This window comes from Janthinobacterium sp. SUN026, assembly GCF_030397625.1.
Taxonomy (GTDB): Bacteria; Pseudomonadota; Gammaproteobacteria; order Burkholderiales; family Burkholderiaceae_D; genus Janthinobacterium; species Janthinobacterium kumbetense.
Genome location: NZ_JAPQNU010000002.1, coordinates 406,509 through 428,606, shown reverse-complemented (window position 1 = coordinate 428,606; position 22,098 = coordinate 406,509). Strand labels below are relative to the sequence as shown.

The 22,098-nt window shown below is 62.6% G+C and carries 14 protein-coding genes and 2 tRNA genes; 12 read left to right on the top strand and 4 right to left on the bottom strand.

Features of this window, described 5'->3' with window-relative positions:
• The first annotated feature begins 182 nt into the window (after positions 1–182).
• The 7 genes from clpP to OX459_RS11640 all read left to right on the top strand — a co-directional run bounded on the left by clpP (position 183) and on the right by OX459_RS11640 (position 8,075).
• Positions 183–809: an ATP-dependent Clp endopeptidase proteolytic subunit ClpP gene (gene clpP, locus OX459_RS11670; RefSeq protein ID WP_034787300.1), complete on the top strand. Its 627-nt coding sequence runs from the start codon at positions 183–185 to the stop codon at positions 807–809.
• Between the two features lie 200 nt (positions 810–1,009).
• Complete coding sequence (clpX, locus tag OX459_RS11665) at positions 1,010–2,278, top strand: ATP-dependent Clp protease ATP-binding subunit ClpX (protein ID WP_010398446.1); 1,269 nt, start codon at positions 1,010–1,012, stop codon at positions 2,276–2,278.
• A 276-nt stretch (positions 2,279–2,554) separates the two neighbouring features.
• Positions 2,555–4,966 (top strand): endopeptidase La, encoded by a 2,412-nt coding sequence (lon, locus tag OX459_RS11660; protein ID WP_289905135.1) that lies wholly within the window; start codon positions 2,555–2,557, stop codon positions 4,964–4,966.
• 204 nt (positions 4,967–5,170) lie between these two features.
• On the top strand, positions 5,171–5,443 hold the full coding sequence (locus tag OX459_RS11655; RefSeq protein ID WP_010398442.1) for an HU family DNA-binding protein: 273 nt from the start codon (positions 5,171–5,173) through the stop codon (positions 5,441–5,443).
• Positions 5,444–5,567: 124 nt separating this feature from the next.
• A tRNA-Asp gene (locus OX459_RS11650) sits at positions 5,568–5,644 on the top strand.
• A gap of 17 nt (positions 5,645–5,661) precedes the next feature.
• Positions 5,662–5,738: transfer RNA gene (locus OX459_RS11645), tRNA-Asp, on the top strand.
• A 411-nt stretch (positions 5,739–6,149) separates the two neighbouring features.
• Positions 6,150–8,075, top strand: a complete 1,926-nt coding sequence (locus OX459_RS11640) for a SurA N-terminal domain-containing protein (protein ID WP_289905134.1) — start codon at positions 6,150–6,152, stop codon at positions 8,073–8,075.
• Between the two features lie 68 nt (positions 8,076–8,143).
• Here OX459_RS11640 and OX459_RS11635 read toward each other — a convergent pair whose 3' ends face one another.
• Complete coding sequence (locus OX459_RS11635; RefSeq protein WP_251349225.1) at positions 8,144–8,719, bottom strand: arylesterase; 576 nt, start codon at positions 8,717–8,719, stop codon at positions 8,144–8,146.
• Positions 8,720–8,945: 226 nt separating this feature from the next.
• On the opposite strand from OX459_RS11635, the gene OX459_RS11630 reads away from it, so the two are divergent.
• Complete coding sequence (locus OX459_RS11630) at positions 8,946–9,593, top strand: ABC transporter ATP-binding protein (RefSeq protein WP_289898417.1); 648 nt, start codon at positions 8,946–8,948, stop codon at positions 9,591–9,593.
• Between the two features lie 91 nt (positions 9,594–9,684).
• On the opposite strand, the gene OX459_RS11625 is transcribed toward OX459_RS11630, so the two are convergent.
• Entirely contained in the window at positions 9,685–11,229 is a 1,545-nt protein-coding gene (locus OX459_RS11625; protein WP_289905133.1) for an NAD(P)H-hydrate dehydratase, read from the bottom strand.
• 132 nt (positions 11,230–11,361) lie between these two features.
• Here OX459_RS11625 and OX459_RS11620 point away from each other — a divergent pair, with 132 nt between their 5' ends.
• Positions 11,362–14,934 (top strand): hydantoinase B/oxoprolinase family protein, encoded by a 3,573-nt coding sequence (locus OX459_RS11620; protein ID WP_289905132.1) that lies wholly within the window; start codon positions 11,362–11,364, stop codon positions 14,932–14,934.
• Here the strand turns inward: OX459_RS11620 and OX459_RS11615 are convergent.
• Positions 14,916–15,878 carry an AraC family transcriptional regulator gene (locus tag OX459_RS11615; RefSeq protein ID WP_289905131.1) on the bottom strand — a complete coding sequence of 321 codons (963 nt, stop codon included), beginning with the start codon at positions 15,876–15,878 and terminating at the stop codon, positions 14,916–14,918. The two genes, OX459_RS11620 and OX459_RS11615, sit on opposite strands and share 19 nt — an antisense overlap.
• A gap of 179 nt (positions 15,879–16,057) precedes the next feature.
• On the opposite strand from OX459_RS11615, the gene OX459_RS11610 reads away from it, so the two are divergent.
• The 3 genes from OX459_RS11610 to OX459_RS11600 all read left to right on the top strand — a co-directional run bounded on the left by OX459_RS11610 (position 16,058) and on the right by OX459_RS11600 (position 20,512).
• The gene (locus tag OX459_RS11610; protein WP_289905130.1) at positions 16,058–17,104 is read left to right on the top strand and encodes an NAD(P)-dependent alcohol dehydrogenase; all 1,047 of its coding nucleotides are present in this window, start codon (positions 16,058–16,060) and stop codon (positions 17,102–17,104) included.
• 319 nt (positions 17,105–17,423) lie between these two features.
• The gene (locus OX459_RS11605) at positions 17,424–19,850 is read left to right on the top strand and encodes a membrane-bound PQQ-dependent dehydrogenase, glucose/quinate/shikimate family (protein WP_289905129.1); all 2,427 of its coding nucleotides are present in this window, start codon (positions 17,424–17,426) and stop codon (positions 19,848–19,850) included.
• A gap of 11 nt (positions 19,851–19,861) precedes the next feature.
• Complete coding sequence (locus tag OX459_RS11600; protein ID WP_289905128.1) at positions 19,862–20,512, top strand: TetR/AcrR family transcriptional regulator; 651 nt, start codon at positions 19,862–19,864, stop codon at positions 20,510–20,512.
• A gap of 36 nt (positions 20,513–20,548) precedes the next feature.
• On the opposite strand, the gene OX459_RS11595 is transcribed toward OX459_RS11600, so the two are convergent.
• Positions 20,549–22,000: a serine hydrolase gene (locus tag OX459_RS11595; protein ID WP_289905127.1), complete on the bottom strand. Its 1,452-nt coding sequence runs from the start codon at positions 21,998–22,000 to the stop codon at positions 20,549–20,551.
• Positions 22,001–22,098 lie beyond the last annotated feature (98 nt).

Here is a 22,098-nt window from a genome sequence, read left to right as displayed (position 1 = left end):
ATGCCATGATCGCTTTTAACACCTGATAGAACCGTAGCGAGCGGATGGGAGTTGTGGCTGAGAAGCGGAGCTGTGCGAATGCACAGTGAGCATCGGAGGCCGCAAATCGCGACGCGCAGTAGGTTTTGTCAGGTGTTCCAAGGTGGTGGTAGCATCCCCTAACTGCTTCACAAGGAAATGAAATGACAGGTATGAACCGTAACCCAGCGCTGGACACAGAGATGCTCGGCCTGGTGCCGATGGTGGTGGAACAAAGCGGTCGCGGCGAGCGCTCGTATGATATTTACTCGCGCCTGCTGAAGGAACGCTTGATTTTCATGGTCGGCCCGGTCAATGACCAGATGGCCAACCTGGTTGTCGCCCAGCTGCTGTTCCTGGAAAGCGAAAATCCGGAAAAGGAAATCTCGCTCTACATCAACTCGCCAGGTGGTTCGGTCTCGGCCGGCATGGCCATCTACGACACCATGCAGTTCATCAAGCCGGACGTCTCGACCCTGTGCACGGGCATGGCTGCTTCGATGGGCGCTTTCCTGCTGGCCGCTGGCGCCAAGGGCAAGCGTTTCTCGCTGCCGAACTCGCGCATCATGATTCACCAGCCGTCCGGTGGTTCGCAAGGCATGGCGTCCGACATCGAGATCCAGGCGAAGGAAATCCTTTACCTGCGCACCCGCTTGAACGGCATCATGGCCGAGCGCACGGGCCAGACGATCGAACAGATCGCCAAGGACACCGACCGCGACCGTTTCATGTCCGCCGACGAGGCCGTTGAGTATGGTTTGATCGACAAAGTGTTGACCAGCCGCGCTTGATGAGCCCCTACCGGTATTGCTAAGTACGTAAGTAAACGCCCGGGCGCTCAAACGTTCGGGCGTTTCGCTTTTATTTCGGGTAGCATGGAGCTTGTGCACGTTGTTGACTTGCGCCATGGGGAGTTGCCTTAACGGGCGGCAACCATCATCCGGCTTGCGATTTTGCAATATTGTTAATGCAGTTCCAACCAAAATGCCTTATGTCAGACAAAAAATCCTCTAGCGGCGAAAAATTACTGTATTGCTCGTTCTGCGGCAAAAGCCAGCACGAGGTGAAGAAACTCATCGCCGGCCCGTCCGTATTCATTTGCGACGAGTGCATCGACCTGTGCAACGACATCATCCGTGATGAAACGTCGAGCATCGAGACGGTGACCGGTACCAAATCCGACCTGCCGACGCCGCAAGAAATTGCCGCCTTGCTCGATCAGTACGTGATCGGCCAGCAGACTGCCAAGCGCATCCTGTCGGTGGCGGTGTACAACCATTACAAGCGCCTCAAGCACCTGGGCAAGAAAGACGACATCGAACTGGCCAAGAGCAACATCTTGCTGGTCGGTCCTACCGGCTCGGGCAAGACCCTGCTGGCACAGACCCTGGCGCGCATGCTCAACGTGCCGTTCGTGATCGCCGACGCCACCACCCTGACCGAAGCCGGTTACGTGGGTGAAGACGTGGAAAACATCATCCAGAAGCTGCTGCAAAGCTGCAACTATGACGTCGAGAAAGCCCAGCGCGGCATCGTCTATATCGATGAAATCGACAAGATTTCGCGCAAGTCCGACAATCCGTCCATCACGCGCGACGTGTCGGGCGAGGGCGTGCAGCAAGCCTTGCTGAAACTCATCGAAGGCACGATGGCTTCCGTGCCGCCACAAGGCGGCCGCAAGCATCCGAACCAGGATTTCGTGCAGATCGACACGACCAACATCATGTTCATCTGCGGCGGCGCCTTCGACGGCCTGTCGAAAGTGATCGCCAACCGTTCCGAAAAGAGCGGCATCGGCTTCTCGGCCACGGTGCGCAGCAAGTCGCAAAGCTCGGCCAGCGAACTGATGCTGCAAGCGGAACCGGAAGACCTGGTGAAATTCGGCTTGATCCCGGAACTGGTGGGCCGCCTGCCCGTCATCGCCACCCTGGCGGAATTGACGGAAGAGGCGCTGATCCAGATTCTCGTCGAGCCGAAGAATGCGCTGATCAAGCAGTATTCGAAGCTGCTCGAGATGGAAGGCGCGGAACTGGAGATTCGTCCGGCCGCCCTGCATGCGATCGCCAAGAAAGCGCTGGCGCGCAAGACCGGTGCCCGTGGCCTGCGTTCCATCCTGGAACATGCTTTGCTGGACGTCATGTACGAACTGCCGAGCGAACAAAATGTGGTGAAAGTCGTCATCGACGAAAATACCATCACCAGCGGCGCCAAACCTTTGTTGATTTATCAAGAGACTGCCAAAGCCTCCGGAGAAAATTGAAAACTGCCGAGACAAATGCATAAAAAGGGTTTTGATTCCTTAATGCATGGCAGTACAATTTAAATCAATGAGTGCAGGCTTCAATCGGAAAGCCACTCGCGGCGCTTAGCTGCGCGTGGCTTTTTTACTGTGAAAACTGCATTTATTACCGTCATGCGGGTGTGTTTTGCGAAATAAACAGAAAAATGTTTGTTTCACAGAATTATTTATTCTCGCCGGTCTTGTGTTTTGGCAGCGAGCGCCAACATCGTAAACACGCTTTCTATAAGGTACGCCATGACAACTTCCAAATTAACTGAGCAAACTCAACTGCCGTTATTGCCGTTGCGGGATGTCGTCGTTTTCCCGCATATGGTGATACCGCTGTTCGTTGGCCGTCCAAAGTCGATCAAGGCGCTGGAAGCTGCGATGGAGCAGGGCAAGAGCATCATGCTTGCCGCTCAAAAAGCAGCCGCGAAGGACGAGCCGTCTCCTTCGGATATCTATGAAATTGGCTGCGTTGCCAATATTCTGCAAATGCTGAAGCTGCCCGATGGCACCGTCAAGGTGCTGGTCGAAGGCGCGCAGCGTGCCCGTATCAACCACATCAGCGATGCCCCGACGCACTTCATCGCCGACCTGACGCCGCTCGAGTCCGAGCCGGGCGACGAGTCGGAAGTCGAAGCCATGCGCCGCGCGATCGTGCAGCAGTTCGACCAGTACGTCAAACTCAACAAAAAAATCCCGCCGGAAATCCTCGCTTCCCTGTCGGGCATCGACGATGCCGGCCGCCTGGCCGACACGGTGGCCGCGCACTTGCCGCTGAAACTTGAGCAAAAACAAGTCATCCTGGAAATTTTCAGCGTGGCCAAGCGCCTCGAGCACCTGCTGGGCCAGCTCGAAGGCGAACTCGACATCCTGCAGGTGGAAAAGCGCATCCGCGGCCGCGTGAAGCGCCAGATGGAAAAATCGCAGCGCGAGTACTACCTGAACGAGCAAGTCAAGGCGATCCAGAAAGAACTGGGCGAGGGCGAAGATGGTGCCGACCTCGACGAGCTGGAGAAAAAAGTCGCTTCGGCCAAAATGCCGAAGGAAGCGCTCGACAAGGCTACCAACGAGTTGAAAAAACTCAAGCTGATGTCGCCGATGTCGGCCGAAGCCACCGTCGTGCGCAATTACATCGACACCCTGGTCAACTTGCCTTGGAAAAAGAAATCCAAGGTCAATAACGACCTGGCGAACGCTGAAAAAGTGCTCGAGGGCGACCACTACGGCCTCGACAAGGTCAAGGAACGCATCCTGGAATACCTCGCGGTGCAACAGCGCGTCGACAAGCTCAAGGCGCCTATCCTGTGCTTCGTCGGTCCTCCGGGCGTGGGCAAGACCTCGCTGGGCCAGTCCATCGCCCGCGCGACGAACCGCAAGTTCGTGCGCATGGCCCTGGGCGGCGTGCGCGACGAAGCGGAAATCCGCGGCCACCGCCGCACCTACATCGGCTCGATGCCGGGCAAGATCCTGCAATCGCTGTCGAAAGTCGGCGTGCGCAATCCCTTGTTCCTGCTCGATGAAGTCGACAAGATGGGCGCCGATTTCCGTGGCGACCCGTCGTCGGCCCTGCTGGAAGTGCTCGACCCGGAACAGAACCACACGTTCTCCGATCATTACATCGAAGTCGATTTCGACTTGTCCGACGTGATGTTCGTGGCGACGTCGAACTCGTACAACATTCCGCCAGCCTTGCTCGACCGCATGGAAGTGATCCGTCTGTCCGGTTACACGGAAGATGAAAAGACCAGCATCGCGCAGCGTTACCTGTTGCCGAAGCAGATCAAGAACAATGGCTTGAAGGAAGAGGAAATCTCGGTGGCCGAGTCGGCGCTGCGCGACATCATCCGCTACTACACGCGGGAAGCCGGTGTGCGTTCGCTCGAGCGGGAAGTGTCGAAGATCTGCCGCAAGGTGGTCAAGATGCTGCTGCTGAAGAAATCCGACAAGAAAGTCATCGTCAACTCGAAGAACCTGGATAAATTCCTCGGCGTGCGCCGCTATGATTTCGGTGTCGCAGAGAAAGAAAACCAGGTAGGCCAGGTGGTCGGTCTGGCATGGACGGAAGTGGGCGGCGATCTGCTGACCATCGAAGCCGTGTCGATGCCGGGCAAGGGCGGCATCATCCGCACGGGTACCCTGGGCGACGTCATGAAAGAGTCGATCGAGGCAGCCCGCACGGTGGTGCGCAGCCGGGCACAGCGCCTGGGCATCAAGGCGGACGTGTTCGAGAAGAGCGACATCCACATCCACGTGCCGGAAGGCGCGACACCGAAGGACGGTCCTTCGGCTGGCGCGGCCATGACGGTGGCGATGGTGTCGGTCTTCACGGGCATTCCCGTGCGCGCCGACGTGGCGATGACGGGCGAGATCACCTTGCGCGGCGAAGTATTGCCGATCGGCGGCTTGAAGGAAAAGCTGCTGGCGGCCCATCGCGGCGGCATCAAGACGGTCCTGATTCCAGAGCAAAACGTGAAAGACCTGGCCGATATTCCGGACAACGTCAAGAACAAACTGGAGATCGTACCGGTGCGCTGGATCGACAAAGTGCTGGAAATCGCCCTCGAACGCATGCCTGAAGCGTTGGCGGACGTCGCTGTGGTGGAGGCTGTCACGGCTGCCGCGGCCAAGCCTGACGCGGCCGGTGAGGTAGTAAAACACTAACGTTTTACCCCTGTTTTCCCCAAACAAGCGCTTTTAGAGCGCTTGTTTTATATTGAAACGTGAATTGCGCCCCCAAAGCGCTTGACACATATACAGTGTGGCTTGTTTAATACGCCTGCACATTTTTTTCGCCGGACAGCTGTGGTGCCAAAAGTGCCGCAACGATACGGTAAACGTTTTATACCTTTGTAATTGGGGATGCTAGTGAACAAGACTGAATTGATCGACCACATTGCTGAAAAAGCTGACATTTCCAAAGCCGCCGCTGCGCGCGCACTCGACGCTGTTATCGGCGGCGTGACGGAAACTTTGAAAAACAACGACAGCGTGACGCTGGTTGGTTTTGGCACTTTCTCGGTCAGCGAACGCGCTGAGCGTACCGGCCGCAATCCGCGTACCAAAGAAGCGATCACGATCGAAGCAGCAAAAGTTCCAAAATTTAAAGCTGGTAAAGCTTTGAAGGATGCTGTAAACTAACGGACTTCGGTGAGGTGACAATCACCGGAAACATTTGGCGGCGCCTCCGGGTGCCGCGATTTCAGGATCGACGTTCTTGAATGGCGATCCTGGATACAAATGCAAATAGTACTGTGTATTTTTCGGAGTGGTAGTTCAGTTGGTTAGAATGCCGGCCTGTCACGTCGGAGGTCGCGGGTTCGAGTCCCGTCCGCTCCGCCAAAAAAATACGCTCTCAAGGAGTGGTAGTTCAGTTGGTTAGAATACCGGCCTGTCACGTCGGGGGTCGCGGGTTCGAGTCCCGTCCGCTCCGCCAGAATATAGAAGCCCGCGCTGCTGAATAAGTAGCGCGGGTTTTTCTTTTTCAGCGCCAGATTATCTCGGCGCGCCTGCTTTTTAAAATTCCATCCTGCCGTGTTGAATAAAAACGCCGGCGTTTAAATCCCCTTTAAGCTGCGTCGGGTTAAATGCCCGAGTCCGGCGCCTTGCCATCCAGGCGGCGCCAGGGCAGGGCGCGCGCCCTGATTTACTCTTGCTATAGCGCTATGGGCATTGTAGAATCAGGAGATAATGGCTTGGGCGTCAGAATCCTGCTTTAGTTCCAGCGCCAAGTTGTTGAATCTAAAGGGGAAGTGGACATCTGTCCCGTCCATTCCGCCGAAGAAATCAAGGCGAACGCATGTTCGCCTTTTTTTATAGTGATCCACTCATCCCGAATTGGCTGACCATGTTTGAATTTATTCGTACCCATCGACGCTTGATGCAGTTTCTCCTGATGCTGGTCATCGTCCCGTCTTTTGCACTGGTCGGTATCAGCGGCTACCAAAGCTTCGGCGATGGCGCGAACACCATCGCCAAGGTCGGCGACCAGGTCGTTACGCAGCAGCAATATGAAGAAGCGCAACGCCAGCAGATCGACCGCTACCGCCAGATGATGGGCGAGCAGTTCGACCAAAAAATGTTTGACACGCCGGAAGCGCGCCAGAGCATCCTCGACAACCTGATCGCCGAGCGCGCCGTGGCCGCCGAAGTGGGCCGTAGCCACCTCGTCATCAGCGATGCCGTGTTGCAAAAGGAAGTGCTGGAAATCCCAGGCTTGACCTTGCCGGACGGTAAATTCGACCTGGAACGCTACAAGGCCATGCTGGCTGCCCAGGGCATGACGCCGCAGATGTACGATGCGCGCCGCCGCAGCGACCTGGCCCTGCAGCAACTGGCCGGCGCCGTGCAAGGCACCGCCTTCGCGCCGAACACCGTGTCCAAGCGCCTGTCCGACATCACCTCGGAAGAGCGTGAAGTGCAGGAACTGCTGTTGCCGATCGCCCAGTACGTGTCGGAAGTCAAAGTGACGGACGCCATGATCAAGGCGTTCTATGACAAGAACAGCAAGTTCTTCGAAATCCCGGAACAAGCCAAGATCGAATACGTCGTGCTGGACGACAGCGCCGCCGGCGAGCAAGTCGACGTCAGCGACGCCGACGTGACCGGCTACTACGCGAAGAACCAGAAAGCCTACACGACGGAAGAAGCGCGCCAGGCCAGCCACATCCTCGTAGCCGTCAAGAAAGACGCCTCGGCAGCCGACAAGGCAGCCGCCAAGGCCAAGGCCGAAGCGATCCTGGCTGACGTGCGCAAGGCGCCTGCCAGCTTTGCCGCCGTGGCGAAAGCCAAGTCGGAAGACCCGGCTTCCGCGGAACAGGGCGGCGACCTGGGCGTGATCGGCAAGGATGGCTTGCCAGCACCCCTGCTGAGCGCTGTTTCGAAACTCAAGCAAGGCGAAATCAGCGATGTCGTCGCTTCCGATTTCGGTTTCCACATCCTGACCGTCACCTCGCTCAAACCGCAGCACGTGCGTGCGCTCGATGAAGTGCGCGGCGAAATCACGGCCGACCTGCGCAAGCAGTTCGCTGCGAAGAAATACTCGGAAATGGCCACGGTCTTTACCGAGACCGTCTATGACCAGTCCGATAGCCTGAAGCCGGTGGCCGACAAGCTGAAACTGAAAGTGGAATCCGTTGCCAACCTGTCGCGCACGCCGTCGCCGGCACTGGGCAAGGCGCCGTTCAACAACGCCAAGTTCCTGGCCGCCATCTTCTCGAACGATTCGCTGAAAGACAAGCGCAACACGGAAGCCGTGACCGTCGCACCTAACGTGCTGATCGCTGGCCGCGTGGTGGAATTCAAGCCGGCAACGAAGCGTCCGCTGGCCGAAGTCGAAGCGATGATCCGTCAGCGCGTGACCCTGGAAGAAGCGGAAAAGCTGGCCAAGAAGGCGGGTGAGACCAAGCTGGCCGCCTTGAAGGCGTCGGGCGATGCGACGGGCTTCGGCGCGGCGCAATGGGTATCGCGCAGCAAGCTGGACGGCATCAACCGTGCCGCCATCGCGCAAGTCATGAAGGCCGACACGAGCAAGCTGCCAGCCTATGTGGGCGTGGAGCTGCCAGCCCTGGGCTACGGCATCTACCGCATCGGCAAGGTGCAGCAGCCGGCGCAAGTGGACGCGGCACGCCGCCAGCAAGAGAAAGACCAGATCAGCGGTATCCTGGCGCAACAGGAAATGTTCGATTACGTCGAGTACCTGAAAGCCAAGGCCAAGGTGAAGATCGTCAAACCGCTCACCGCCCCAGCCGTAGCAGCGCCGGAAGCGCCGTAAGATTTAGTTTCCACGCATAAAAATAGCCGCTCTCGAGCGGCTATTTTTTTGTCTGCAGAATGTGTGGACTACTTGGCTTTCAGCAACGGCGCCAGTTGCGGCCAGATGTTTTTCAGAATCGTCGGATGCGCCTTGGCATTCGGGTGCATGCGGTCGGCCTGGAACAGCTGCGGCTGGTCGGCGATGCCTTCGAACATGAAGGGGACCAAAGGCGCCTTCCATTCCTTTGCCAGCTTGCCGTACACGCCATAGAATTGCTCGCCGTAGGCGCGGCCATAGTTGGGCGGCATGCGCATGCCCACCAGCACCACCTGCGCACCCGATTTCCTGGCCGCCTCGCCCATGGCGCGCAGATTCGCTTCGGCGGCCGCCACGGGCAAGCCGCGCAAGCCGTCGTTGGCGCCCAGTTCGATCAGCACGACGTCGGGCTGGTGCTTCGCCAGCAGCGCGGGCAGGCGCGCGCGGCCGCCGCTGGTGGTCTCGCCGCTGATGCTGGCGTTGACGATGCGCGTGTCGTTCTTTTGCGCTTGCAGCCGCTGTTCCAGCAGCGCCACCCAGCCCGTGCCCCGTGCCAGCCCATACTCGGCCGACAGGCTATCGCCGAGCACCAGCAGCGTTTTTGGTGCAGAATAGGCGTTCGTCATGCCTGACACTAGGAGCAGGGCTGCCGCAGGAAGCAAGGACAGGGTACGCCGCCGCAGGCGGTTGCCGCCCTCGACACTTATTTGTTCACGAAATTTTTTAAGATAGATCAGCATGCCCGAATTCCCTAAAGCGACTTCCACCAGTTTTCTCCCGTCAGAAGCAGCGGCCCAGCGGCCCGCCGCACCTAACAGTCAAAACAGCCAAAATGCCCGGCCGGCCATCGAAGTGGTCCAGCTGGCCAAGCGCGTACCCGATGCCGATGGTGAGCTGACCATCCTGCATCAAGTCGATTTTACCGTGCAAACGGCCGAGACGCTGGCCATCGTCGGCGCCTCCGGTTCCGGCAAGTCCACTTTATTGGGTTTGCTGGCCGGCCTGGACACGCCCAGCGAGGGCAAGGTCATGCTCGACGGCACCGATATCTTCGCCCTCGACGAAGACGGCCGCGCCGGTTTTCGCAAGGAAAAGCTCGGCTTCGTGTTCCAGTCCTTCCAGCTGCTGGCCCATCTGACGGCGCTGGAAAACGTCATGCTGCCGCTGGAATTGCGCGGCGACCCGGACGCGAAAGAGAAGGCGCAAGCCATGCTGGGAAGGGTGAACCTGGGCAGCCGCCTGAAGCACTATCCGAAATACCTGTCCGGCGGCGAGCAGCAGCGCGTGGCGCTGGCCCGCGCCTTCGTCACGGAGCCGCCGCTGCTGTTCGCCGACGAGCCGACGGGCAGCCTGGACGCGGCCACGGGCGAAGCCGTGATCCAGCTGATGTTCGAGTTGAACCGCGAGCGGGGCTCGACCCTCGTGCTCGTCACGCACGACAGCTCGATCGCGGCCCGTTGCGGGCGCACGATTACGATTGCGGCGGGGAGGCTGGTGTGATTGCTGCTGCTGATTGTCGGATTACGCGCTGACGCGCTAATCCGACCTACTTGCTGTCAGGCGTCGTGACATTCCTTGTAATACGTCGTTATTACACCGACAAGGCATTGATCAACTTGCGTATCGCCGGTATCAATTCCCCCGCCGTCAATCCGATGGGGCCGCTGCCTGCCGCCACCAAGGCATCGGCCGCCGCGCCGTGCAGCCACACGGCGCCCAGCGCCGCTTCCCATTCCGGCCAGCCTTGCGCCAGCAGGCTGCCGCACAGGCCCGCCAGGACGTCGCCCGTGCCGGCCGTCGCCAGCGCGGGGCCGCCCGTGTTGTTGACGACGACCTGGCCGTCGGGCGCGGCGATCACCGTGCCCGACCCTTTTAACACGACGATGACGCCCAGCTGCGTGGCCAGCTGGCGCGCCGCGCCCAGGCGGTCGGCTTGCACCTCGGCCACCGTCATGTCGAGCAGGCGCGCCGCTTCCAGCGGATGCGGGGTCAATATCGTCGCCCCCGCGCCCGTGCGCACGGCCAGCGCCGATTGCAGTTCCGGTTCGGCCGCCATCAGGTTCAGCGCATCGGCGTCCAGCAGCAGGGGGCTGTCGCTGTCGAACGCCCGCAGCAGCAGCTCCACCGTGCCGGCCTTGTCGCCGAGGCCGGGCCCCGCCACCAGCGCGGCGAAGTGCAGGCCCGAGAAATCCACGTCCCGGGCGTGCCGGCACATGAGTTCCGGCTGGCCGCTGTCGAACGCCGGTGGTGCGTCGGGAAACGCGAGATACACCCGTCCCGCGCCCGCATGCAGGGCCGTGCGGGCGGCCAGGATGGGCGCGCCGGCCATGCCTTGCGCGCCGCCGATGATGGCCACGCTGCCGTAGCTGCCCTTGTGCGTGTTTTGCCGGCGCGGCTGCAGCTGGCGGGCGAACAGGTGCAGGCCGCCCAGCTGCGCCTTCGCCGCGGGCAGCAGGGCAGGGGCGATGGCCAGCGCGGCCACTTCCACTTCGCCCGCATGGTCGCGGCCATTTGCCGTGTGCAGGCCAGGCTTGTCGCCGATGAAGGTGAGCGTATGCGTGGCGCGGATGGCGACGCCGTCGATGGCGCCCGTGTCCGCGTGCAGGCCGCTGGGCACGTCGAGCGCCAGCACGGGGCAATCCAGCTGGTTCACCAGCTGGACCACGTCGCGGCATTCGCCTTCCAGGGGACGCGACGCGCCGATGCCGAACAGGCCATCGATGACGAGGTGCCACGGCGCGGCGCCCACGGCGGCCGACGCCGTGCTGGTTGCCGCGTCCATGCAGCGCGCGGTGCTGTTGCGCGCGCGGCTCAGCGCCTGTTCGCGCTCGGGCGACGTGGCTTGCGCCGCGGGCGCCAGCCAGACGAGCACCTCGGTGCCGCTGCCGGCCAGGTGCGCGGCCGCTTCCAGCGCGTCGCCGCCGTTGTCGCCGGGGCCGGCCAGCACCAGTACGCGCCGGTGGCCCGCATCGCCGCCTTCTTCCTGGGCGTGCAGCAGCTTCAGGGCGGCACTGGCGGCGGCCTGGCCCGCGCGCTGCATCAGCAGCCCTTGCGGCAAGTCGCGCATGGCCGCCTGTTCGATGGCGCGCAGTTCGGCGATGGAGTACAGTGGTGTTGCAGAGTCGATCAGGGGCATGGAGCGTGTTCCGTTAGTCAGCATGTCTTCAACATAAGGCCGATGCGGGCGAAAGGCAAGGCGCGCACGCCTGAAATGCGCGCCTGTTTGGCGGCTACAATAGCCATCTCACACAAGCGCGGGGGCAAGGCGATGGACTGGCAATTCTGGATCGACCGTGGCGGCACCTTTACGGACATCGTGGCGCGCCGTCCCGATGGCAGCCTGGCCACCTGCAAGCTGCTGTCGGAAAATCCGGGCCAGTACCGCGACGCGGCGCTGGCCGGCATGCGCCGGCTGATGGGCCTTGCGCCCGGTGCGCCGCTGCCCGTGGAGCAGGTGGGCGCCATCAAGATGGGCACGACGGTTGCCACGAATGCGTTGCTCGAACGCAAGGGCGAGTCCACCGTGCTGGCCATCACGCGGGGTTTTCGCGACGCCTTGCGCATCGCCTACCAGAACCGTCCGCAATTGTTCGCGCGCAAGATCATCCTGCCCGAACTGCTGTATGGTGACGTGATCGAGATCGATGAAAGGATGGGCGCCCATGGCGACGTCGTCACGCCGCTCGACGAGGCGGCCGCGCGCGCCGCGCTGGCGCAAGCCCATGCGCGCGGCGTGCGCGCCATCGCCATCGTGCTGATGCACGGCTACCGCCATCATGCGCACGAGGCGCGGATGGCGCAGCTGGCGCGCGAAGCCGGTTTTACGCAGGTGTCCGTGTCGCATGAGGTCAGCCCCATGATGAAACTGGTGGCGCGCGGCGACACCACCGTGGTCGACGCCTACCTGTCGCCGATCCTGCGCCGCTATGTCGACCAGCTGGCGATGGAGCTGCCCGGCGTGCACCTGCAATTCATGCAGTCGAACGGCGGCTTGACGGATGCGCGCGCCTTCCAGGGCAAGGACAGCATCTTGTCCGGTCCCGCCGGCGGCATCGTCGGCATGGTGCGCGCCAGCGCGCTGGCTGGTTTCGACAAGGTCATCGGCTTCGACATGGGCGGCACTTCGACGGACGTGTCGCATTACGCGGGCGAGTTCGAACGCGTGTTCGAGACGCAGATCGCCGGCGTGCGCATGCGCGCGCCCATGATGAGCATCCACACGGTGGCCGCGGGCGGCGGCTCCCTGCTGCATTTCGACGGCGCCCGCTACAAGGTGGGACCGGACAGCGCGGGCGCCAATCCGGGCCCCGCCAGCTACCGGCGCGGCGGCCCGCTGGCCGTCACCGACTGCAACGTCATGCTGGGCAAGCTGCAGCCCGCGTTCTTCCCCCGCGTCTTCGGCCCCGACGCCGATGAAGCGCTGGACGCGGCCACGGTGCGCGCCCAGTTCGAGGCACTGGCGCGCACGGTCAATGCCACGCCGGAGGAGGTGGCCGAAGGCTATGTCGCCATCGCCGTGGGCAATATGGCCAACGCCATCAAGCAGATTTCCGTGCAGCGCGGCCACGACGTCACGGAATATACGCTCACCAGCTTTGGCGGCGCGGGCGGCCAGCATGCCTGCCTGGTGGCCGACGCGCTGGGCATGCGCACGGTGTTCATCCACAGTCTGGCGGGCGTGATGTCGGCCTACGGCATGGGCCTGGCCGACCAGAGCGCCATGCGCGAGCGGGCCATCGAAGCGACACTGGGGGCCGACCTGGCGCGCGATTTCGCCGCACTGGGAGAGCAGGCGCGGGGCGACTTGCTGCGCCAGGGTGTGGCTGGCGAGCGCATCGCGCTCGTGCATCGCGTGCACCTGCGCTACGAAGGCACGGATTCGGCCCTCGTCGTGCTGTTCGATACGGTGGCCAGCATGCAGGCGCAGTTCGAAGCGGCGTACAAAAAACGCTTTTCCTTCCTGATGCCGGCGCGCGCCTTGATCGTCGAAGCCATTTCCGTGGAAGCCATCGGTGCATCCGATGCGCCGCAAGTGGCCACGCCGGCGTATGCGGCCCGCGCTGGCACGCTGGCGCCCGTGCAGACGGTGGCCATGTACTGCGCCGGTGCGTGGCGCGACAGCGGCCTGTATGCGGCGGACAGCCTGCGTCCCGGCGATACGATCGCCGGCCCGGCCATCGTCAGCGACGCCAACGCCACCACCGTGATCGAACCGGGCTGGCGCGCGCAAGTGACGGCGCACGGCCATTTGATCTTGCGCAGGGTCGCCGCCTTGCCGGAGCGGCGCGCCATCGGGACTGATGCCGACCCCGTGATGCTGGAAATTTTCAACAACCTGTTCATGTCGATCGCCGAGCAGATGGGCCTGCGCCTGCAAAATACGGCCCATTCCGTCAACATCAAGGAGCGGCTCGATTTCAGCTGCGCCATCTTCGATGCGCAAGGCCACCTGATCGCCAATGCGCCGCACATGCCCGTGCACCTGGGTTCCATGGGCGAGAGCATCCGCACCGTCATGACGCGCAATGCGGGCGCCATGCGGCCGGGCGACGTTTTCATGCTGAACGACCCGTATCACGGCGGCACGCATCTGCCCGACGTGACGGTGATTTCGCCCGTCTTCGATGAAAAGGGGGATTCCATCCTGTTCTACGTCGGCTCGCGCGGCCACCATGCGGATATCGGCGGCACGACGCCCGGTTCGATGCCGCCGGACTCCACGCGCATCGAGGAAGAGGGCGTATTGATCGACAATTTCAAGCTGGTCGACGGCGCCACGGGCGTGATGCGCGAGGCGGAAACACTGTCCCTGCTGGCGGGCGCCAGCTGGCCGGCCCGCAATCCGCGGCAAAACCTGGCCGACCTGCGCGCCCAGGTGGCGGCCAACCAGAAGGGGGCCGACGAACTGCATAATATGGTCGCGCATTTCGGCTTGCCTGTCGTGCAAGCCTACATGGGCCATGTGCAGGACAATGCCGAGGAAGCCGTGCGCCGCGTCATCACGACCCTGAAGGATGGCAGCTATGCGCTGGACCTGGACAACGGCGCGCGCATCCAGGTGGCGATCAAGGTCGACGTGGCGCGGCGCAGCGCCGTCATCGATTTCACGGGCACCTCAAGCCAGCTGCCGAACAACTTCAATGCGCCGTCCGCCGTCTGCATGGCGGCCGTGCTGTATGTGTTCCGCACCCTTGTCGACGACGAGATTCCCCTGAATGCCGGCTGTCTGAAGCCTTTGACCGTGATCATCCCGCCCGGCTCCATGCTCAACCCGCGGTATCCGGCTTCCGTCGTTTCGGGCAACGTGGAAACCTCGACCTGCATCACGAATGCCCTGTATGGCGCGCTGGGGGCGATGGCCGCCTCGCAGGGGACGATGAACAATTTCACGTTCGGCAGCGTCAAATACCAGTATTACGAGACGATATCGGGCGGTTCGGGCGCTGGCCCCGGCTTCGACGGCACGGACGTGGTGCAGACGAACATGACCAATTCGCGCCTGACGGACCCGGAAATCCTCGAGTGGCGCTTCCCCGTGCGCCTGGACAGCTACAGCATCCGCGCCGGATCGGGCGGGGCGGGGCGCTGGCACGGCGGCAATGGCGGCATGCGCCGGGTGCGCTTCCTGGAGCCGATGACGGCGGCGATCCTGTCGAACAACCGGATTATTCCGCCGTTCGGCATGGCGGGCGGCGAGGCGGGCGCGCTGGGGCGCAATTACGTCGAGCGGGCCGATGGCACGGTGGAGCACCTGGCGCATATCGGTAAGACGGCCATGCGGGCGGGCGACGTGTTCGTCATCGAAACGCCGGGCGGCGGCGGCTACGGCAAGACGGAATAGGCCAGGTCAGCACTGGCACTGGCGGCACCGGCGCCGCTGAGCTGCGCGCGCACCTGGCCCACGTCGCGCATGGGCGCGCGGCCGAACTGGCGGCTGTATTCGCGGCTGAACTGCGATTCGCTGGCGTAGCCGACCCGGTAGCCGGCCGTGCCCGCGTCGATCTGCTCGACCAGCATCAATCGCCGCGCTTCCTGTAGCCGCAGCAGCTTCTGGTACTGCATCGGCGTCATGGCGGTAATCGCCTTGAAGTGGTGGTGCAGCGACGACATGCTCATGTTCGCCATGCCGGCCAGGTGCTCGATGCGCAGCGGCTGCGCGTAATGGTGCTTGATCCAGTCGATGGCTTGCCCCACCTGGTGCGACTGGCTGCTGGCCAGCGCCATGTGGCGCAGGCGCGCGCCTACAGGGCCATTGAGCAGGCGGTAGGTCAGCTCGCGGCGGATCAGGGGCGCCAGCGCGGCGATTTCCCCCGGCTTGTCGAGCAGGCGCACGAGGCGCAGCATGGCGTCGAGCAGCTCGGGCGACACGTCGCTGACGGAAATGCCGCGCGTGGCGGGCAGGATTTTCTGCTGCGCGGCGCTGTCGCCGCCGCTTTCGCTATCGAGCAGCGCGGCCACGTCGGCGATGTCGATGCCCAGCACCACGCACAGGTGCGGCTTGTCCACGCTCGCTTCCACCACGCGCACCTGCACCGGCAGGTCGACGGACGTCAGCAGATACTGCATGCGGCTGTAATGGAAGGTTTCCGTGCCCAGGGTGACGTCCTTCGCCCCTTGCGCGATGATGGCCACGCTGGGGCGCGCCGCATGGAACAGCGACTCCGTGACGGACGACTGGCGGTGGAAGGTGAGGTTGCCGATGGCCGTCGCGTAATCGCCCGTGCGCGGCGCGTGGCGGCTGATCAGGGCGGCGATTTCATCTTGGGGCAGGAGTAAGGTAGGCATGGGTGGCAGTATGCGTCAGGCGAGGGAGGGCAGGGGTTGATCTTACGCAGATTTGGAGGATCGTGCAAAGGTCTTGCAGGATCGCGGTAACGGCGGGCCGGCTTCTCGGGCACACTTGTGCAATCGCATGCATGGCACGCGTTCCCCCTCGTTACACACATATAGATACAGGAGTTTTCATGACCACCATCGCCAAAGGCTACGCCGCACTGGGCCCGACCTCCGCACTGCAACCGTTCACGTTCGAGCGCCGCGCCCCGCGCGAAGACGACGTGGCCATCTCGATCAAATACTGCGGCGTGTGCCATTCCGACATCCACCAAGCGCGCGATGAATGGGGCGGCGCCGCCTTCCCGATGGTGCCAGGCCATGAAATCGCCGGCGTCGTCACGGCCGTCGGCGCCAACGTCAGCAAGTTCAAGGTGGGCGACCACGTGGGCGTGGGCTGCTTCGTCGACTCCTGCACCACTTGCAAGACGCGCAACGTGGACCTGGAACAGTACATGCCCGGCCTGATCCAGACCTACAACGGCGTCGAAGCGGACGGCAAGACGGCCACGCAGGGCGGTTACTCGGACAGCATCGTCGTCAAGGAAGGCTATGTGCTGTCGATTCCCGACAACCTGCCGCTGGATGCGGCCGCGCCGCTGCTGTGCGCCGGCATCACCCTGTACTCGCCGCTGAACCACTGGAAAGCCGGCCCCGGCAAGCAGGTCGCCATCCTGGGCATGGGCGGCCTGGGCCACATGGGCGTCAAGATCGCCCATGCCATGGGCGCCGAAGTGACGGTGTTGAGCCAGACCCTGTCGAAGCGCGAAGACGGCCTGCGCCTGGGCGCCGATCACTACTACGCCACCAACGACGCGGAAACGTTCAGCAAACTGGCCGGCACCTTCGACCTGATCATCTGCACCGTGGGCGCGTCGATCGACTGGAACCAGTACATCAACCTGCTGAAAGTCGATGGCAGCATGGTCATCGTCGGCATTCCCGACGGCGCCGTGCCGCCGATCAGCGCCTTCGGCCTGGTGGGCGCGCGACGCAGCCTGTCCGGCTCCATGATCGGCTCGATCAAGGAAACCCAGGAAATGCTGGATTTCTGCGGCAAGCACAACATCGTGTCGGACATCGAGATCATCCGCATCCAGGATATCAATGAGGCGTTCGAGCGCGTCGTGAAGAGCGATGTACGATACCGCTTCGTCATCGACATGGCATCTCTGTAACGCTCGAGAAAAAGCCCAGGGCGTTGTTGCAGCGTCTCGCCGTACATTCGTACTGTCTTCGACGCGGCGCCTAGCCCTGGGCATTTTTCGAGCGTTCCAACGGCGTTTGCTTGAAAATCAAAACCGGCATGCCGGCGTCGCATCGCCATCTCCACCATCCAATCTCCGCCAAAAATCAAGCTCCTGCATCAATTTTTCTTTCCTTGCGTCAAAAATCGGCATAAAATGAAACCGTACAGTACAGTTTCACTACGTAGATTTAAAAAATCAGCCATCCCCGGCGTGTTGGCCTGGGCAGGGGAGGCGTCATGGATAAAAAATGGACACTTCAACAAAGAATGGAGCGGCGGCGATCCCGGCGGTCTCCAGGGGCAAGCGCATTGCCCTGGCGGTTTTTGGCGTTTTTCTCGGATGTTCCGGCCTGGCCCTGGCGGCGGGCGGCATCGAACTGATTAGCCTCGGCGGTTCCTGGTATTACCTGCTGGCCGGTCTCGGTTTAATATTGGCAGGCGTGCTGTATTGGCGCCGCAAACCGCTGGCTAGTGGCATCGTCGCCGCGCTGGTGCTGGCTACCTTGCTGTGGGCCGTGTGGGAAATCGGCTTCGCCTTCTGGCCCATGGTGCCGCGTTTGGCGCCATTCCTCGTCATCGGTCTGGCGGCCGCCTTGCTGCATCCGTGGCTGGCAGGCCGTGGCCACGGTGGCCAGTCGCGCGGCTTCGCGGCCCTGTTTGCCGTCGTGCTGGTGGCCGGCTTTGCCTCCATGTTCCAGCCGCACGGCGTGCTGGAAGCCACCGCGCAGCCGCAGTACGATACCGTGACGCCCGTCAATGACGGCAGCGCCAACTGGGCGCATTATGGCCATGGGCCGAAAGGCACGCGCTTCGTGCCCTACACGCAGATCGACCCGCAGAATGTCGGCCAGTTGCAAGTGGCGTGGAGTTACCGCACGGGCGAGCTGGCCGAGGGCGCGTCCGAATCGCAGAATACGCCGCTGCAGATCGGCGACACCATCTATACGTGTACGCCGACCAGCAAGGTCATCGCGCTGGACGCGGACACGGGCAAGGAGCGCTGGACCTTCGATCCGAAGCCGGCCAACACCAAAACGTGGAACCGCTGCCGCGGCGTCGGCTATTACGAGCCGGCCAAAGTGACAAAGCCGTTCCGTGTCGAGGGCATGCAGGTGGCCGGCGCGCCGGCGGCGGGCGCGTGCGCCAAGCGCATCGTGCAAGTGACCATGGATGCGCGCCTGATCGAGATCGACGCGCAGACGGGCAAGCAGTGCGAGGGCTTCGGCGACAAGGGTTCCGTCGACCTCACCGTCGGCCTGGGCAAGGTGAAAATGAACGTGCCGTACTACGCCTACACATCGGCGCCCACGGTGGCGCGCAACCTGATCATCCTCGGCGGCTGGGTCTTCGACGGCCGCTCCACCGATGAACCGTCGGGCGTCGTGCGCGCGTACAGCGCCGACACGGGGGAACTGGTGTGGGCCTGGGACCTGGGCAATCCGGCCATCACCAAGCTGCCGCCGGAAGGGCAGACCTACACGCGCAGTACGCCGAACATGTGGTCGACCCCGGCCTTCGACGACGAATTGGGCCTCGTCTACCTGCCGACGGGGAACGAGCAGCCGGACTTCTGGGGCGGCAAGCGCCCGCCGCTGACGGAAAAATACGCGTCGGCCATCGTCGCCCTCGACATGGCCACGGGCCGCGAACGGTGGACGTATCAAACCGTCCACCACGATATCTGGGACTACGACGTGGCGGCGCAGCCGGCCCTGTACGACGTCCCGGACGGCAAGGGCGGCAAGATTCCCGCGCTGGTACAGCTGACCAAGCGTGGCCAGATCTTCATGCTGGACCGCCGCACGGGAAAACCGATTGCCGAAGTCATCGAAAAAGCCGTGCCGCAGGAGCACGCGGCCGGCGACTGGGTGGCAAAGACGCAGCCATATTCCACCGGCATGCCGGCCCTGGGCGCCGACACGCTGACGGAGCGCGACATGTGGGGCGCCACCTTCTTCGACCAGCTGGCGTGCCGCATCAGCTTCCGCAAGCTCAATTACAAAGGGGAGTTCACGGCGCCAAGCACGCGAGAGACCTTGATCTATCCAGGCTACTACGGCGGCTTCAATTGGGGCGGCGCGGCCGTCGATGAAAGCAATGGCTATATGTTCGTCAACGATATCCGCATGCCGCAAGTGGTCAAGCTGGTGCCGCGCGAAACGGTGGACGTGGCCAAGCTGACGTCGGGCCACGGCGTGGGCAGCACCTATCCGATGGATGGCACGCCCTTCGTCATCGACCACAAGGCCTTCAATTCGCCGCTGGGCATACCTTGCCAAAGCCCGCCGTGGGGCGTGTTTTCCGCCATCGACCTCAAGACGCGCACGAAAGTGTGGGAGCGTCCGGCCGGCACGGTGCAGGACGCCGTCATCAACGGCGTGCGCGCGCGGCTGCCCATCCCGCTGGGCATGCCCACCCTGGGCGGCGGCGTGAGCACGGCGTCGGGCCTCGTGTTTTATGCGGGCACGCAGGATTATTATCTGCGCGCCATGGATATCGCCACGGGACGTGAAGTGTGGAAGGCGCGCATGCCGGTCGGTTCGCAAGGCACGCCGATGACGTATGTGTCGCCCAAGTCGGGCCGCCAGTATGTCGTGGTGGTGGCGGGCGGCGCCCGCCAGAGCCCGGACCGGGGAGATTACGTGATAGCATACGCGCTTCCCAAGACACAGTAAGAGTTTGCTTCATGCCCCAGTTGCGCACCGTTCCAGCTTCCCCGAGTACCCGAAGCGAGGAGCGGCGGCGCAAGCTGCTGGCGGCGGCGGCGGACCTCTTCCTCGCCTCCGGCTACGACGGCGTCAGCATGGACGCCATCGTGGCCGAGGCGGGCGGCTCGAAGGCCACGGCCTACCGCTATTTCGGCAGCAAGCAGGAGCTGCTGGTGGCGGTGGTCGAATACCTGTGCGCCGATTTCATCATCGACCTGCGCCGGCTCGATACCTCGCAAGCGGGCCTGGAACAGGGCTTGCAGCTGATCCTCGATGAACTGGTGGCCGTCGTCACCAGCCCCCGCCACGTGGATTTCTACCGCCTCGTCGTCACGGGCGCGGCCGCCGTGCCGGCCGTGGGCCTGACCTGGTACGAACACGGTCCGCAAGTGTGGCATGCGCTGATATTACGCCTGCTGGAGCAGCAGCGCGCCCAGGGCCGCATCGCGCCCGACGCCTCGTTTTCCAATCTGCCGCAAATTTTGTTCGACGCCGTCTTTTCGCACCTGACCACGCGCACCGTCATGCTGGGGCAGGGCGGTAATGCGGCTACGTTCCGGCCCTTGATCGCGGAGCTGATCGAGCTGGTGGTGGCAAGGGTGGCGCGCAAGGCGGATTCGGCCCGGTAGGACCGTAATCCGAGAATAGTCTGTTGGCCGGTGGCCTCAGGGATTTGTGCGCCGGAGCTTTTCCAGTTCTTCAGTCGCGTGGCGATTGCCGGGATCCAGGGCCAATACCTTCGCATAACCGGCGCGGGCGCCTTCGCGGTCTCCCGATGCAAGCAGGGCTTCAGCCAGGCTGTCGTGGACGTTATGGCTAAGGGGATGGGCTTCCGCATTCCAGCGAAAGACCTGGATGGCAGCTTCCGGCTGGCCCTTGCGCAACAGGCTATAGCCAAAAGCGTTGAGCGCGGATTCGCTCACATCGTACGTTGCGGACTCGCGTACGCCAAGGCGGAGGTAGGCGGCACGCATCGCGTCCAGGCCTTCACGAAACAAGATGGGACTAAGGGCAGCCTGCAGGCTGCGTCGTGGCAAGGCCACCGGTTTGCCGTGCACAAGGTCGGCAATGTCCCTGGCCATCGCGACCACCGTCGCCCCCTGCCAGGCATTGTCAAGAATGACGATCGCCACATGATCGGATAAGGAGCGCACAAATATGCTCTGGTAGCCAGGGATGCTTCCGGTATGCAGGACAACGGGAAGTGGCGCATCCGTGCTTACGGCCCAGTCCGCGACCTCCCAGCCGTAGCCATAGCCCTTGCCCCTGTTGGTGTACATTTCGCGCTGGGAGGTCTGCTTGAGCAGGCGGCCGCCGGCCAGCGCAGAGTCAAAGCGCACCAGGTCGAGCGCCGTCGCATACAGGCCAGCGGCGGAATAGGATACGGATGGATCGATATAGGGGGGCATCACGCGCGTGCCATCGTCGGCCTGCACGGTTCCCTGTGCAAGTTTCGCGATAATTGTGCGGCCATCGAATACGCCGCTGTCTTGCATGCCCGCCGGCGCAAAGACATATTGTTTCATATTCTCGGCATAGCTTTTTCCGGTGGCCGCTTCAACTATCATTCCGAGCAAGTAATAGCCGTTGTTGTTGTAGCGCCAGGTTCCGGGTTCGCTTGCCAGTGCGCCAGGAATCCATTCGCTTGCGAATTCTTTGGGCGTGTAATGACGGCGTGCGTCCTTGCTCCAGAATGGATCGGTGTAGCGGGATGGCAGATCGGCCAGGCCGGACGTATGCGCCAGCAGTTGTCGCACCGTTATTTTCCCCGCGGCAGTACCTGCATACGCCGCCGGGAGGTAGGTGCCGACGGTTTCATCGAGGTCGATACGGCCAAGCTCCGCGAGCCGCATGACCAAGGTCGCGGTGAGCGGCTTGCTGAGCGAACCGATACGAAAGACGCTATCGTCGGTGACGGCTACCTTCCAGGCCGGCTGCGCGATGCCAAACGCGGCCTGGTAGATGGGCTGGCCATCGCGCGCGACCAGCACGACGCCGCTAAAGTCGCGCTGTTCAGCGTAAGCGCGCACGAGTTCGTCAAGCGTGCTTGCCTGGACATTGACAGCGGCGCTCATGGCGAATACGACCGCAGCTATCAGACCTATCGTTTTTTGCATTGTTTCCCCTTGTTTGGCAGCGTGCTATCCGCCGCTCATGATAAAGACTTAACAATACGCTGTGATTTTTCAGCGCCAGACAGGCATGCGACGGGCCG